This window comes from Dokdonella sp. (genome assembly GCF_019634845.1).
Lineage (GTDB): Bacteria > Pseudomonadota > Gammaproteobacteria > Xanthomonadales > Rhodanobacteraceae > Dokdonella_A.
On record NZ_JAHCAQ010000003.1, the window covers coordinates 124,180 to 139,195 of the forward strand.

Consider the following 15,016-nt stretch of genomic DNA (forward strand, 5'->3'; position numbering starts at 1 on the left):
CGGCCAGCGCGCTGGAGCGGCGCGGCGCAACGACATCGAGCGACGCCGGCAGGTAGTGCCGACGTGGCCTGGCGACCACGTCGGCCTGCATGCGCAGCGCAGACTATTCGCTGGCGGGCGCGTCCTTCGGCACCGTCACCGCGAGGAACTGGGTCTGTTCGTTGCGTCGCACGAGCAACATGACGGCATCACCGGGCTTGGCGCCCTTGAGGCTGGCGTTGAAGTCGGCGACCGACTTCACGGGCTTGCGGCCGACCATGAGGATGACGTCGCCCGGCATCAGTGCGCTGCGCCGGGCGAGATTGCCGGCCAACCGCTGCACCACGACGCCCTGATTGTCGGTGATGCCCAGTGCCTTGCGCTGCTCGCCGCTGAGATCCTCGACCACGATGCCGAGCGCGTTGCCGGCCGCCGCGGCCGGCGCCGCGCCGCCACGCGCACTGGCCAGCGCGCCCTTGTCGACCGGCAGTTCGCCGACCGTCACCGGCAAGGTCAGCGTCTTGCCTTCGCGCCAGATCGACAGCTCGGCCTTGCTGCCGGGTCGGGTCGAACCCACCAGTGGCGGCAGATCGGCCGACATCGTGATGTCACGACCGGCGAAAGCCAGGATCACGTCGCCGACCTGCACGCCGGCCTTGTCGGCCGCGCCACCGGGGGTGACCTGGTTGACGAGTGCGCCGCCGATGCGCGGCAGACCGAGCGCCTTGGCCTGTTCACGATCGACGTTCTGGATCTGCACGCCGATCATGCCGCGGCTGACCCGCCCCGTCGTCTTGATCTGTTCGACCGCGTTCATCGCAATGTCGATCGGGATCGCGAACGACACTCCCATGAAACCGCCGGTGTTGGAAAAGATCTGCGAATTGATGCCGATCACCTGCCCCTGCAGGTTGAACAGCGGCCCGCCGGAATTGCCGCGATTGATCGGCACGTCGGTCTGGATGAAGGGCACGTACTGCTGGTCGGCGCCGCCGAAGTTGCGCCCGACCGCACTGACGATGCCGGCGGTGACCGAATGGTCGAAGCCGAACGGCGAGCCGATCGCCACCACCCACTGGCCGGCCTTGACGAGTTTGGAGTCGCCGACGCTGACCACCGGCAGGTTCGACGCGTTGAGCTTGAGCAGGGCGATGTCGTACTGGGCGTCGGTGCCGATCACCTTGGCATCGAGCTCGCGCCGGTCGGACAGGCGCACGGTCACCTGGTCGGCGCCATCGACGACATGGTTGTTGGTCAGCACGTATCCATCGGCGGAGATGATGAAGCCCGAGCCCATCGACACGCGCGTGCCATGGTCACGCGGCATCGGCATCTGCGGTCCGAAGAAGCGGCGGAAGATCTCCGGCACATCCTGCTGGTCGGGACCCTGCTGGACGCTGCTGTCGGGGTTGCCGGTGGCCTGCACGTTGACTACCGCCGGGCCGTATTTCTCGACCAGCGGACTGAAATCGGGCAGCTCGGCCGCCTGCACCGCGGCGGCGCCGCTGCACCAGACCGCTGCCGCAACCAGCCCTCGCCATACCCACACGCTTGCTCGTGGATTCATCGTCATGTTGGCCTCGTTGTGTCTGTTGTCGAATGTCCATCGCCGCCCGTGCGGCGCGACGAGGCGCCGCTGCGCGGGCGAGGAGACTTGGGTTGGACGCGCGATCGGCGTCCGGGTTCGCGGCGCGGTCAGCCACGCTTCAGCGCGTCGGCTGGCTGGCGCCGCTCAATGCCTGGCGGCAGCCGGGTCGCCGTCGTGCCGAGCCGCTGGCGCCAGCAACAGGACCGACGGCGCGGTCGCGGTCGGCTGTGCGGGGCGGCCACAGGCCGCACCGCAGCGTGGATCGAGTGCCGGCACCAGCAGGGTTTCGATGCCGAAACTGGCCGGGGCGGCATCGAGCGGTGCGTTGGGCACCAGCAAGGGCGGGCCCACCTGGCCATGGCCGAACGTGGTCGTGGTCGCCGCCGCCGGCGCCACCGCGATTGCGCCCGAACCCTGCAGTGACGATGGCGTGCGCACCAAGGTCGGTTGCGCCGCGCCGGGAACCTCACCCGCTGGCCGCGTCACCACCAGTGCCGCCACCGCGACCGAGGCGGCCAGCGCACCGCCGGCGCCCCAGCGCAGCAGGCGCTGCGCCATCGGCTGGCGCCGCGGCAATGGCGCGATGCCGGCCATCACCGCATCGGCAAACCCGCTGCGCAGCGGCGCCAGCGGTTCACGGCGCAACACCTGCGCCGCCACCTGGTAGCGCCCCCAGCGCTGCACCAGATCGGCATCGGCGCGGGCCAGCACGAAGCGGGCCTGGTGGCCGTCCAGCTCGCCGTCCATCAGGGCGGACAGTTGCTCACGGATCTGCTCGTTCATGACACTTGCTTTCCTTCCGGCAACAAGGGGCGCAGCTTTTCGTCGATCGCTTCACGGGCGCGGAAGATGCGCGACCTGACCGTACCGATCGGGCAGTTCATCGCCGCAGCGATTTCCTCGTAACTCATGCCTTCGACCTCGCGCAACGTGATCGCGGTGCGCAGGTCCTCGGGCAGTGCTTCGACCGTGGCAAACACGGTTTGTTCAATTTCCTGGCGCATGAGCTCGTGCTCGGGCGTGGCCGACTCGTGCAGGCGCGTGGCGCCGTCGAACTGCACCGCATCCTCGACCGCGATGTCCTCGGTGGGCGGGCGCCGGCCCTGCGACACGAGATGGTTCTTGGCGGTATTGATCGCGATACGGTAGATCCAGGTATAAAACTGGGCGTCGCCGCGAAACGAGCCGATGGCGCGATACGCGCGCAGGAACGCCTCCTGGGCGACGTCCTGGCATTCGCTCCAGTCGTTGATGTAGCGCGAAATGACGCCAACGAGCTTGTGCTGGTACTTCCTGACCAGCAGGTCGAACGCCCGGTTGTCGCCTTTCTGCACGCGCTCGACGAGCGCCCTGTCCAAATCGCTTTCGCCCATCCGGGGCCTACTCCCTCGTCATTGTTGCCGCGTGCGTGCATGCCACCTTGACCATGCGCACGCCGAAAAGTTCGCTGCCACCCCCGCGCCGGCTCAGACGGGCTGCGGGGTGCCGGCCCCAAGCAGCCGGGCGCGCTCCTTGAGCAGGTTGTCGAAGCTGGCCACCGACAGCGGTCGGCAGAACAGGAAGCCCTGCAGCACATCGCAGCCTTCGTTGCGCAGGAACTGGAAATGCTCCTCGGTCTCGACTCCCTCGGCGACCACCTTGCAATTGAGATCATGCGCCATCGACAGTGTCGCGCGCACGATCGCCTCGTCGTCGGGATCCAGGCCGATGTTGCGCACGAACGCCTGGTCGATCTTGATGCTGTCGGCCGGAAAGCGCTTGATGTAGTCGAGCGATGACTGACCGGTGCCGAAGTCGTCGAGCGACACCCCGCAGCCGAGCTCGCGCAGGCCGTTGAGCGTGGTGATGAGATTGGGGATGCTCTTGGCGCTGATGCTCTCGGTCACTTCCAGATCGAGCATGCGTGCTTCGAGCCCGGTCTGCTGCAGTACCGATTCCACGGTGCGCACCAGGGTCGGCTGGCGCAGTTGCAGCGGCGACAGGTTGACACCCAGGCGCAGGCGGACGCCGTACTCCTGCTGCCAACGTCGCGCCTCGCGGCAGGCCGCCTGCAGCACCCACTCGCCGATCGAGATGATGAGCCCGGTTTCCTCGGCCAGCGGCACGAAGAAGCCGGGGCTGATCATGCCCAGCTCGGGATGCTCCCAGCGCAGCAGCGCCTCCATGCCGACGATGTCCTCGCTGAGAGCGTCGACCTGGGGCTGGAAGAACACGCGCAATTCGCCGTTGCGCTCGGCCTGGCGCAACTTGGCCTCGAGCGCGAGGCGCTGGCGGTGCGATTCCTCGGACACCGCCACGTAGGCCTGGAAATTGTTGCGCCCCATGCCCTTGGCCGAATACATCGCCACATCGGCCTGCTTGAGCAGGCGTTCGGCATCGGTCGCATCATCGGGGTAGAAACTCACGCCGAGCGAGGTCGTGATGCTCAGCTCCAGCCCGTCAGCCAGCTGCAGCGGAACCTCCATCGCCCGCACGATCTTCTCGGCGATGCGCATCACGTCGTCCCGCTGCACGATGTGGCGCAGGATCAGCGTGAACTCGTCGCCGGCATAGCGCGCCACCGTGTCGGTGCCGCGCACGGTCGCCTTGAGGCGGCGCGCCACCGCCACCAGCACCTGGTCGCCCACCGCGTGGCCGAGCGAGTCGTTGATGGTCTTGAAACGATCGACGTCGACGAAGATCACGGCCAGCATCTCGCTGCCGCGGTGCGCCTCGGCGATCGCCGAATTGAGACGGTCGTTGAACAGCAGCCGATTCGGCAGGCCCGTCAGCGGATCGCGCAGGCCGTCCGAGCGGCCCTGCTCGCGCGCCCGGCGCAATTCGAACTCGGCGCCGAGCGCGTGGCCGAACAGGCGCAGGCCGGCCAGCACCGCCATGTCGACGGTCATTGGATCACGCCGCGCCATCAGCAGCGCACCGACGCAGTCCTGTCGTTCACCGCGCACCGGAACGCCGAGCACGCACTCGAAGCGCCGCTCGCGCAGCGACAGGTCGATCGCCGGCGCGGCCCAGGCATCGTGGCCGAGCACGATCTCCTCGCCTGCCAGCACCTGGCGCAGCAGGCCGTCGTAGCGCGCGCTGGCACCCTCATCGATCTCGAAGCGATGGTAGGCCGCCGCCGCCTTCGGCTCGGGCACGTTGTCGACGCCGGTCTCGATTGCAACCACCACGTCGAGCCCAAGCCATTCGGCAATCCCGCGCACGATCGCCTCGGCGCGGTCACGGTCGTCGCCCTGTGCCACGCGCAGCAAGGCCACCATGGCCTCCTGCAGCCGACTGAGTTCCTCGATCTCGCGGAAGGTGTAGAACAGCACCACGCGTTCCTGGTGCATCGCATTGCGGATGTTGACGTCGACCGGATAGGTGCCGCCATCGGCGCGCGGTTTGCGCGCGCGCACGCCGACACTGCTCTCGCTGGCCAAGCGCTGCGCGAGCGCATCGCGCCGATCGGCGCCGAGCACGAAATCGAAGCCGTCGATGCGACTGCCGATCAGGCGCGTGCGTGCATAACCCGAGCGGCGCACGAAGGTATCGTTGACGTCGAGGATGCGACCGCTGGCCGGATCGACCAGCGCCAGCTCGTCGAGGCTGCCATCGAAGGCGAAGCGGTACTGGTCGCCCGGCGCCGGCGGCGCCGCGGGTCGCTGTGCCACTGCCGGTCGCTGCGCCATCGCGATGTCGAGCCGCGCCTGCACGTCGCTGGCGCGGATCGGGCTTGCCAGCCACTCCACGACGCAGGCCGGCAGGTCGCCGGCCGTCCATTGCCGACCGCGCCCGGCGACGATGCCGATCACCGGCACGGCGTGGCCTGACTGGGCCTGCAGTTCGGCGCAGAACGCGACCGCGTCGCGCAGGTTGCCGCCGAACTCGACCACGGCCAGGTCGATGCTGATGCCGGGACCGAGGAATTCGCGCGCCTGGGCGATGTCCTTGGCCGAGTAGATTTCCTCGAACGACTGCTGGTCGAGCACGTCGAACAGCACGCGGCGGTCGCTGCGGTCGGCGGCGACGATCAGTGCCGCCCCCTGGCTGGTGGGCAACGTCGCGCTCATGGCACCCAGCGTCCGTCGCGCAGGCGCAGGCGCTGTGGCGCCTGGGTGCGGGCCGACAGCTGGCCGTAGACCCCTTCCAGTTCCTCGGGCAGCACGACGTTGTCGCCCATGAACACGACCTTGCGCTCGCTGCGCATCGTCAGGCGCGAGATGCGGCGCAGGAACAGCGTCTCGGCGGGGCGCAGGTAGTCGGCGAAATCCACGAACAGGTACACGCCGAAATGCAGACTCTGCAGCACATAGCGCAGCGCGTCGGCCAGGCGCTTGGTGCCCGGCACGTACAGGCCCGCCTCGCGCAGCGGGCTGATGCCACCTTCCGGATCCCAGGCATAGATCGACGTGCCGGCGCGGATCGCCAACGTGCGCAACTGCGCGAGTGTGTCGGCGGGATTGTCGCTGTCGAGCGCGATCACGTGCTGCGGCGACTGCACGATGCGCTCGAGCAACTGCTGGACGATCGACAGATCGGCTTTGGAATCGCTCACGTGCCCTCCGGGCCGCATTGACCCGATGCACGGCTTGCCGGGATTATAGCGATCCCGACGCCGTCGTACGGAGCCGACCATGTTCGAAGGGCTGCGTTTCCAACACTGGCAGACGTCCCAGGACAGTGATGGCATCCTCGTCCTGACCCTCGACCGTGCCGGCAGCACGGTCAATGCGATGTCGCGCGCCGTGCTCGACGAGCTGGCCGAGATCGTCGAGCGCCTGTCGTTCGAGCCACCGCGCGGCATCATCCTGCGTTCGGCCAAGGCCGGCTTCGTCGTCGGCGCCGACATCAAGGAATTCGAGGGTTTCGAGAAGTCTGGCACCGTGCAGGACGCGCTCGAGAACGGCCAGCGCATCTACCAGCGCCTGGCCAGCCTGCCCTGTCCCAGCGTCGCCGCGATCCATGGCGTCTGCATGGGCGGCGGCACCGAGCTCGCGCTGGCCTGCCGCCATCGCGTGGCCGCGCGCGATCCGGCCACGCGCATCGCCCTGCCCGAGGTTCGGCTCGGCATCTTCCCGGGCTGGGGTGGCTCGGCACGCCTGCCCTATCTCATCGGCGCCCCGGCCGCGCTCGAGTTCATGCTGACCGGACGCGCGGCGTCGGCCGAAAATGCGCGCGCAATCGGTCTCGTCGACGCGCTTGCGGCGCCCGAACTGCTGCTCGATGCGGCGCGCGAGCTGATCCGCCATCCACGACCGCGGCCGCTCAAGCAGCGTTTGCTGGCGTGGGCCAGCAACCTGTGGCCGGTGCGGCAGGTCCTTGCGCCGATCCTCGTCCGCCAGACCGCGGCCAAGGTGCGCAAGGAGCAGTATCCGGCGCCGTTCGCGCTGATCGAGACCTGGCGCCGCGGCGGCAGCCTGCGCCGCCGCCTGCACAACGAGGCTCGTGCGGTGGCGAAGCTCGCCACCACGGCCACGGCGCGCAACCTCATCCGGGTGTTTTTCCTGCAGGAGCGGCTCAAGGGCCTGGCCGGCGGCGCCGCGCACGACATCGCGCGCGTGCACGTGGTCGGCGCCGGCGTGATGGGTGGCGACATCGCGGCCTGGTGCGCATTGCGCGGCTTCGAGGTCACGCTGCAGGACCGCGAGATGAAGTACGTGCAACCCGCGCTCGATCGCGCCCGCAGCCTGTTCGACAAGAAGCTGCGGACGCCCGATCGCATCAACCCGGCACTGGCAAGGCTCAAGGCCGATGTCGAGGGCCACGGCGTGGCCGCCGCCGACCTGCTGATCGAAGCGATCTACGAAAACGCCCAGGCCAAGGAAGACCTCTACCGCGGCGCCGAAGCGCAGCTGCCAGCCGGCGCGCTGCTTGCAACCAACACCTCGAGCATCCCGCTCGCGCAGCTGCGCGAGGCGGTGCGCGTTCCGGGGCGCTTCCTGGGTCTGCATTACTTCAATCCGGTGGCGCTGATGCCGCTGGTCGAGATCGTGCGCCATGACCGCCTCGACGCGCTCAGCGAGCGGCGTGCGCTCGCCTTCTGCAAGGCGATCGACAAGCTGCCGGTGCCGGTGGCCGGCACGCCGGGCTTCCTCGTCAACCGCACGCTGATGCCCTACATGCTCGAGGCCGCGCGCGCACTGGCCGAGGGCGTGCCGGCGCCCGTCATCGACAAGGCGGCCAAGCGCTTCGGCATGCCGATGGGCCCGATCGAGCTCGCCGATACCGTCGGCCTCGACGTCGCGGCATCGGTCGGCGCCGAACTGGGGCCGTTCCTCGGTCTGGAGATTCCGGCTGCGATCGCCGAACTGGCGAAGGACGGCAAGCGCGGCAAGAAGGATGGCGAAGGCTTCTACAAGTGGCAGGACGGCAAGGCGATCAAGCCAGCGGTCGATCCACACTACGTCGCACCCGAGGACCTCGAGGACCGCATCGTCCTGCCGCTCATCAACGAGGCCGTGGCCTGCCTGCATGATGGCGTGGTCGACGATGCCGAACTGCTCGATGCCGGCCTCATCTTCGGCACCGGCTTCGCACCGTTTCGCGGCGGTCCGATCCAGTACATCCGCGACACCGGCGCCGATGCGCTGGTGGCCCGCCTCGAAAACCTCGCGCGCCGCTACGGCGAGCGCTTCAAGCCGCGACCGGGCTGGGACGCGCCAGCGCTGCGCACGCCGGCCTGAGCGGCCGGCTCGCCGCGGGTCACAGCGACTCGACGCGCGCGCGCTCGACCGCCGGTCGCGTTTGCGCCGGCCAGTCGCGCGCCACCGCCACCTGCGCCTGCCCGGCATGGGCGTCGAACGCGGCCAGATCGAGGGTGGCGATCGCCCAGCCATCGTCGCTGCGCGCGACGACGCCATCGGCGGGAAAACCGCGATCGATCGGCGCGTAGATGCCGGCGCCACCGGTGTTGCTGTCGAGCGCCGGACTCCATGGCGCCTCGCCAGCCGTCACCGCGCACGCCACGTACAACGGATTCTCGAGCGCTCGCGCCCGGCAGCCCACGCGCACGCGGTTGGCTCCGGCGGCGGTGTCGGTGCAACTGGGCACGAGCAGCAACCGCGCCCCTGCCTGCGCCTGGGCGCGCGCGTAGAGCGGAAACTCGACGTCGTAGCAGATGTCGATCGCCAATCGCCCGCAGTCGGTGGCGAACACCTTGAGTTCGTCGCCCGGCTCGATGATGCCGCTGGCGCGCTCGTAGCCCGTCAGCGCGAGCTTGTCCTGGAACGCAACCTGCCCGCCCGGCGTCGCCAGCAGGGCGCGGTTGCGGTAGCGCCCGGACGGCATGCGCAACAGGAACGTGCCTGCCAGCAGCAGCACGCCATGGCGCCGCGCCACCTCGCGAGCCAACGCCAGGTAGTCGTCCCAGCAGGGCTGCAGCGCATCGAGCGAGCGCGCGAGATCGTCGCGCACGTCGGGCGCGAGCATCGCGGCGGACTCGAGCGCGAGGTACTCGGGCAACACCACCAGCTGTGCGCCGCGCTTGGCCGCGTGTGCGACCTGGGCCGCCACGCCAGTGGCGAATGCGACGAAATCGGCAGGTTCGCCGATCGTGTATTGCGCCGCCGCCACACACAGTTTCATGTCGCCTCCAGTTCACGCCACCAGAACTGCAGCCAATGCGGCAGCGAGCCGCGCTCCACCTCGGGCCAATCGAGCGAGCAGCGTACGCCCGGCAGCGGAGCGTAGCCGCGCTTGCGCCAGAACGCCTCGTTGCCGCGATATCCCGGCGCCCGACGCGGGTCGGCCGCATCGCGTTCGACGCTGCAGAAGGCCGCGTGGGTCACGCCGCCCAGGCGCCGCGCGTGCGCCTCGCGTTCATCGAAGAAGCGATGGCCGAGACCGCGGCCGCGGTAGTCGGCCAGCAGCACCGACTCGCCGCAGTAGAAGATCCGATCCGCGGCCACGGCCAGCGTCGCGAATGGCTCGCGGATGGCCGCCATCTCGTCGACGAGCGGAATGCCGGTCGAGGCGCCGACCACGCGCGCGCGATCGAACGCGAGCACGAACACGCTGCGCGGCGAGCGCGCATAGGTGGCCAGGTATTCGCGTTCGTAGGCGGCATCACCGGCGTAGAGGTAGGGCCAGTCCCGGAACACGGCGATGCGCAGCGCGGCCACCGCATCGAGATGCGGCTGCACCGCGCCGCCCACGAACGTGCGCAGCTCGATCATGTCGCTCCCCCTGCGCTCGCCTGCGCGGCATGGGCAGCGGCGGCGGCGCCGGCCAGCCGCCCGCTGGCGAAGCAGGCGGTCAGCAGATAGCCACCGGTCGGTGCCTCCCAGTCGATCATCTCACCGGCGCAGAACACGCCGGGCAGCGCGCGCAGCATGAGGTCGTCGTCGAGCGCGTCGAAGCGCACGCCGCCGGCGCTGCTGATCGCTTCCTCGACCGGGCGGGCGCGCAGCAGCGTGAGCGGCAGCGCCTTGAGCGTCTGCGCGACAGTCACCGCGTCGCGCAGCGCATCGGCGTCGAGCACTTCGCGCAGCAGGCCGGCCTTGGCGCCAGCGAGGCCGAGGCTGCGCCGCCAGTGTTCGCTCAGCGAGCGCTTGCCGGGGTCGCGCGCAAGCGCGCGCACGAGGTTGTCGACGCTGCGGTCGGGCATGAGGTCAAGCTGGATCCTCGCCTGCCCTTGCGCGTCGATCGCGTCGCGCAAGGCGGCGCTGAAGGCATAGACGAGGCTGCCTTCGAGGCCGGTGCTCGTGACCACACACTCGCCCTGCCGGCGCTGCGTCGTTGCGTCCGCCGTGGTCCATTCGAGCACGACGGGCTTGAGCGGATCGCCGGCATGGCGCTGGGCGAAAGGCGCACTCCAGGCGACATCGAAGCCGCAGTTCGACGGCCGCAGCGGCGCGATGTCGATACCACGAGCGCCGAGCAGCGTCGTCCAGCGTCCGTCCGAACCGAGTACCGGCCAGCTCGCGCCGCCGAGCGCAAGCACGACGGCGTCGGCGCGCACCGCGATGTCGCCATGCGCGGTCGCGAAGCGCAGCGCGCCGTCGTCGTGCCAGCCGCGCCAGTCGTGGCCGACGTGCAAGCGCACGCCGCTCGCACGCAGGCGCCGTAACCAGCCGCGCAATAGCGGCGCGGCCTTGAGATCGCGCGGAAACACGCGCCCCGAACTGCCGACGAAGGTCTCGATGCCGAGCCCGGCCGCCCAAGCGCGCAGCGCGTCGGCATCGAAGTGGCGCAGCCAGCGCTCGACCTGCGCGCGGCGCGCGCCATAGCGGGTCACGAACAGCTCGAACCGATCGGAATGGGTCAGGTTGAGGCCACCCTTGCCGGCAATGAGGAGCTTGCGCCCGGGCGAAGCCATGCGGTCGTGCAGGTCGACCTCGGCGCCGGCCGCACGCGCGACCTCGGCCGCCATGAGGCCGGCCGGGCCACCGCCGATGACGTGCACTCTCGGGCTCATCCTTGAACGCCGCTTCGTGGGGCGACTCGACAGCCAGTGGCAGCCCGATTCGACCCGGCAGCCCGGAGCGTCCGGCCATGACCGCACGCGCCGCGGAAGGCCCGCGCCGTCGAAACGAAAGCAATCATCAGGCGCCGACCTGGCGCAGCCAGTCCCGCAGGTTGTAGTAGTTGCTCACGCGCCTGATGCGGCCGGCGTCGATCGCGAAGAAGGCGCCGCCCGGCAGCACGTAGGTTTGTCCGCTGGCCGGCGGCAGGCCCTCGTCGGTCGCCTTGTAGCGGCCGTGCACGACGTACTCGGCGGCAGCGCGCGTGCCGTCGTCAGAGGCGACGACGACGACGTCGCGCAACTGCTCGGCGTAGCAGCGGTCCATGCGTGCGAGAAAGGCCGCAAACGCCGCACGCCCGACTTCACGCTCGCCCTGATTGAGGTCGTGCGCGACATCCTCGGCGAGACAGGCCAGCATCGCCGCCCAGTCGCCGCGATTGAACGCTGCGTAGTAGTGCTCGACCAGCGCCCGCGCATCGTCTCGCGCCATCACCTTCGTCCTGCCAGGAAAATGGCGCAGTGTACGCGCTGCCGCCGTGCTTGCGCCGGCGGCTTGCCGCGTCAGTGGATCCAGCGTTCGGGATGCACCCAGTGCAGCGCCCAGTACAGGCCGAAACAGGTCCACAACAACCTCCTGAGCCCGCGGCCCAGCAGCCAGGCGATGGCAATGGCGGCCAGTACCGGCAGGTATTTTTCGAGCGTGGTGCGCGTGGCCGGGCTATCCGGCAGTTCGACGTTCATGGCAGCTCCTCGTGCACCGAAACAGGTGCACCGGCATGCTCGCGCAGCGCCGCGCGGCGCGGCAGTCGCGACCGTCAGCGGTCGCGGGTGACGGTTGTCAGTCGCTGCCGTCGCGCTCGCGCGGCGCGAGGTCTCAGTCCTTGACCGGGAACACTTCCGCGTCGGGTTTGGCGTCACCGACCACATCGACGCCCTTGGGCGGCACGAACTTGAACGTGCCGGCCGGCAGCGTCGGGTTGCGCTTCCAGTCGCCAAAGCGGATCAGGGTCTGGTTGCCGAGCTGGTCGGCGAAGCGCATCTGGCGCAGTTGATCGCCTTCGAACCCCAGTTCCGCGTTGGCGAACTCGGCGTCGTTGGCGCGCGGCTCGAGCTTGAGCCAGACCAGTCCGTCATGCGTGCCGCCTTCGCTGCTGCTGAACTGCTGGTCGAGCTGGCCCAGATCGGTGAGCACGGTCAGCGGGCTGTGCGCCTCGGCCGCGCTCTGGTTGCGCACCGACACCTGCTCGAGGTCGGGCTCGTAGACCCAGACCTTGCTGCCGTCGGCGACGATCGTCTGCTCGAACGGTGCCGTGGTCTGCCAACGCATCTGGCGTGGTGCCTGCAGCGCAAGCGTGCCGCGCGACTCGTCACCGCGATGGCCGTTGGCGTCGGTCACGCTCTGCTCGAACGAGCCGCTGATCGACTGCAGTGAGCGCGCGAAGGCCTCCAGACGCGCCCGCGCCGGTTCGGCCGCCAGCGCGCCCGTCGCGAACAGCAACGCCAACATCCCCACCATTGCACGCATGTTCCCATCCATCCGCATTGCCACCGGAACGGTGATTATCATCGCCGCGGCTGAATCCGCGGCGACGCGCTGCTCATTCGGGCGGCGGCGGGGCGAGCACGGTGCGGTTGCCATTGTGCTCGGGTCCGCTGACCACGCCGTCGCGTTCCATCTGCTCGATGAGGCGCGCGGCGCGGTTGTAGCCGATGCGCAGGTGGCGCTGCACGCCCGAAATCGACGCGCGGCGCGACTTGGTGACGATGGCGACGGCCTTGTCGTAGAGCTGCGCATCCTCGCCGCCCTCGGCGTCAACGGCGTCCTGCGGCAGGCCGGAGGCGTCGATGACCTTGCCGTCGTCGAGTGACTGCACTTCCTCGAGCACGCCCGCGATGTAGTCGGGTTCGCCCTGCTGGCGCAGCCAGTCGACCACGCGATGGACTTCCTGGTCGTCGACGAAGGCGCCGTGCACGCGTTCAGGCATGGCGGTGCCGGGCGGCAGGTACAGCATGTCGCCGTTGCCGAGCAGCGTTTCCGCGCCGGATTGATCGAGGATCGTGCGCGAGTCGATCTTGGACGACACCTGGAACGCAATGCGGGTCGGGATGTTGGCCTTGATGAGGCCCGTGATCACGTCGACCGACGGACGCTGGGTGGCCAGGATCAGGTGCACGCCGGCCGCGCGCGCCTTCTGCGCGAGGCGCGCAATGAGTTCCTCCACCTTCTTGCCGACGATCATCATCATGTCGGCGAATTCGTCGATGAACACGACGATGTAGGGCAGCGGCTGCAACGGCTGCGCCACGCGGGCCGGTTGCGAGGCGTCGGGCCGGAACAGCGGATCGAGCAGCGGCTGGCCGGCGTCGTCGGCCTCCTTGACCTTCTTGTTGAAGCCGGCGAGGTTGCGCACGCCGACCAGCGACATGAGCTTGTAGCGCCGCTCCATTTCGGCCACGCACCAGCGCAACGCGTTGGCCGCCTCCTTCATGTCGGTGACGACCGGCGCGAGCAGGTGCGGAATGCCCTGGTAGACCGACAGCTCGAGCATCTTGGGGTCGATCATGATCATGCGCACGTCGCTGGCAGGCGACTTGTAGAGCAGGCTCAGCACCATCGCGTTGACGGCCACCGATTTGCCCGAGCCGGTGGTGCCGGCGACGAGCAGGTGCGGCATCTTGGCCAGGTCCACCACCACGGGCTTGCCACCGATGTCCTTGCCCAGCGCCAGCGCGAGCGGCGACTTCTGCTGGTCGTACTTGTCCGAACGCAGGATCTCGGACAGGTACACGATCTCGCGGTTGGCATTGGGGATCTCCAGCCCGATCACCGACTTGCCGGGAATCACGTCGACGACGCGCACGCTCGTCACCGACAGGCCGCGCGCGATGTCCTTGTCGAGCGAGGAGATCTGGCTGCCCTTGATGCCGGGCGCGGGCTGCAGTTCGAAGCGCGTGATGACGGGGCCGGGATAGGCGCTGACGACCTGCGCCTCGATGCGGAAGTCCTTGAGCTTGAGCTCGACCTGGCGCGACAGCGCCTCGAGGGTTTCCTCCGAATAGCCGCGCGCCTGCTGCCTGGGTTCATCGAGCAGGGCCAGCGGCGGCACGCCGCCGGCGCTGGCGGCGCCGGCGAACAACGGGATCTGGTTTTCGCGCTGGGCGCGATCGCTCTTCTCGATCGGCGCAATCACCGGTTCGATGCGCACCGGTTCGCGCCGCGACTGCTTGATCGTCTCGGCCTTGCGCACCACCTCGCGCGCGGCGCGGGCATCGCGCGCGGCGCTGCGATCGTCGCTCGTGCGCAGGCGGGCGGCCAACGCCGCACCCGCCGCCAGCAGCAGGCGGCCGATCCCATCCATCAACCGCAGCCACGACAGGCCGGTGGCCAGCGTGATCGCGATGAGCGCCAGCGCAAGCAGGAACAGGTTGGCGCCGAGCGGCCCGAAGCTGTGCAGGAGGCTGCTGCCGACCAGTTGGCCGAGGATGCCGCCGGCACCGGCCGGCAGCGGACTCGGCGCGCTCGACTCGAGCCAGGCCAGGCCCGGGGTGGCGATGAAGAACGCAACGAAGCCGACCAGCCGCAGCGTCGGTTCCAGAGGCGAGCGCTCGCGGCCATCATCGCCGCGCAGCACCCGGTAGCCGACCAGCAGCAACAGCGGCGGCAGGGTCCAGGCGACGATGCCGAGCAGATAGAGCGCCACGTCGGCAATCCAGGCACCGAATGCGCCGCCGAAATTGTGGATCGGCCGGTTCGGGTCACCTGCGTGCGACCAGCCCGGATCGGCCGGCGCATAGCTGGCCAGGCAGGCGAACAGGTAGATCGCCAGCGGCAACAGCAGCAGGAAGCCGACTTCGCGCAGGCGCTTGTGCCAGCGTTCGTCGGCAGGGAGTGTCGGGAGGTCTCTTGCGGCGCGTGGCATTCGTGCAATCTACCCGAAGTACGCGTCTCAAGTCATTGATTGATCGAAACCGAATGGCGCACTGCCGCGGCGGGCAACCGCGGC

At 69.3% G+C, this 15,016-nt stretch carries 13 protein-coding genes; 1 reads left to right on the forward strand and 12 read right to left on the reverse strand.

Annotation, left to right across the window (positions count from 1 at the left end):
* Positions 1-103: 103 nt before the first annotated feature.
* From KF903_RS03210 to KF903_RS03230, 5 genes are all read right to left on the reverse strand, one after another.
* The gene (locus KF903_RS03210) at positions 104-1,546 is read right to left on the reverse strand and encodes a DegQ family serine endoprotease (protein WP_291210884.1); all 1,443 of its coding nucleotides are present in this window, start codon (positions 1,544-1,546) and stop codon (positions 104-106) included.
* Between the two features lie 165 nt (positions 1,547-1,711).
* The gene (locus KF903_RS03215; protein WP_291210887.1) at positions 1,712-2,350 is read right to left on the reverse strand and encodes a sigma-E factor negative regulatory protein; all 639 of its coding nucleotides are present in this window, start codon (positions 2,348-2,350) and stop codon (positions 1,712-1,714) included.
* Complete coding sequence (gene rpoE / locus KF903_RS03220; RefSeq protein WP_291210890.1) at positions 2,347-2,940, reverse strand: RNA polymerase sigma factor RpoE; 594 nt, start codon at positions 2,938-2,940, stop codon at positions 2,347-2,349. The genes KF903_RS03215 and rpoE overlap by 4 nt, the downstream gene beginning before the upstream one ends.
* A gap of 93 nt (positions 2,941-3,033) precedes the next feature.
* On the reverse strand, positions 3,034-5,619 hold the full coding sequence (locus tag KF903_RS03225; RefSeq protein WP_291210893.1) for an EAL domain-containing protein: 2,586 nt from the start codon (positions 5,617-5,619) through the stop codon (positions 3,034-3,036).
* Positions 5,616-6,104, reverse strand: coding sequence for a hypothetical protein (locus tag KF903_RS03230; protein ID WP_291210896.1), 489 nt, complete (start codon positions 6,102-6,104; stop codon positions 5,616-5,618). The genes KF903_RS03225 and KF903_RS03230 overlap by 4 nt, the downstream gene beginning before the upstream one ends.
* Before the next feature lie 79 nt (positions 6,105-6,183).
* Between KF903_RS03230 and KF903_RS03235 the strand changes: the two genes are divergently transcribed.
* Positions 6,184-8,232 (forward strand): 3-hydroxyacyl-CoA dehydrogenase NAD-binding domain-containing protein, encoded by a 2,049-nt coding sequence (locus KF903_RS03235; protein ID WP_291210899.1) that lies wholly within the window; start codon positions 6,184-6,186, stop codon positions 8,230-8,232.
* A 19-nt stretch (positions 8,233-8,251) separates the two neighbouring features.
* Here the strand turns inward: KF903_RS03235 and KF903_RS03240 are convergent, their stop codons facing one another.
* The 7 genes from KF903_RS03240 to KF903_RS03270 form a co-directional block, all read right to left on the reverse strand.
* Entirely contained in the window at positions 8,252-9,127 is an 876-nt protein-coding gene (locus tag KF903_RS03240; protein WP_291211173.1) for a nitrilase-related carbon-nitrogen hydrolase, read from the reverse strand.
* Positions 9,128-9,129: 2 nt separating this feature from the next.
* On the reverse strand, positions 9,130-9,723 hold the full coding sequence (locus tag KF903_RS03245; RefSeq protein WP_291210902.1) for a GNAT family N-acetyltransferase: 594 nt from the start codon (positions 9,721-9,723) through the stop codon (positions 9,130-9,132).
* The gene (locus tag KF903_RS03250; RefSeq protein WP_291210906.1) at positions 9,720-10,964 is read right to left on the reverse strand and encodes a TIGR03862 family flavoprotein; all 1,245 of its coding nucleotides are present in this window, start codon (positions 10,962-10,964) and stop codon (positions 9,720-9,722) included. Before KF903_RS03250 ends, KF903_RS03245 begins: the two co-directional genes overlap by 4 nt.
* A gap of 127 nt (positions 10,965-11,091) precedes the next feature.
* Positions 11,092-11,502, reverse strand: a complete 411-nt coding sequence (locus tag KF903_RS03255; RefSeq protein WP_291210910.1) for a ketosteroid isomerase-related protein — start codon at positions 11,500-11,502, stop codon at positions 11,092-11,094.
* A gap of 71 nt (positions 11,503-11,573) precedes the next feature.
* Positions 11,574-11,753, reverse strand: a complete 180-nt coding sequence (locus KF903_RS03260; protein ID WP_291210913.1) for a hypothetical protein — start codon at positions 11,751-11,753, stop codon at positions 11,574-11,576.
* 133 nt (positions 11,754-11,886) lie between these two features.
* On the reverse strand, positions 11,887-12,537 hold the full coding sequence (gene lolA / locus KF903_RS03265) for an outer membrane lipoprotein chaperone LolA (RefSeq protein ID WP_291210915.1): 651 nt from the start codon (positions 12,535-12,537) through the stop codon (positions 11,887-11,889).
* 73 nt (positions 12,538-12,610) lie between these two features.
* Positions 12,611-14,932 (reverse strand): DNA translocase FtsK, encoded by a 2,322-nt coding sequence (locus KF903_RS03270; RefSeq protein ID WP_291210918.1) that lies wholly within the window; start codon positions 14,930-14,932, stop codon positions 12,611-12,613.
* Between the last annotated feature and the right edge of the window lie 84 nt (positions 14,933-15,016).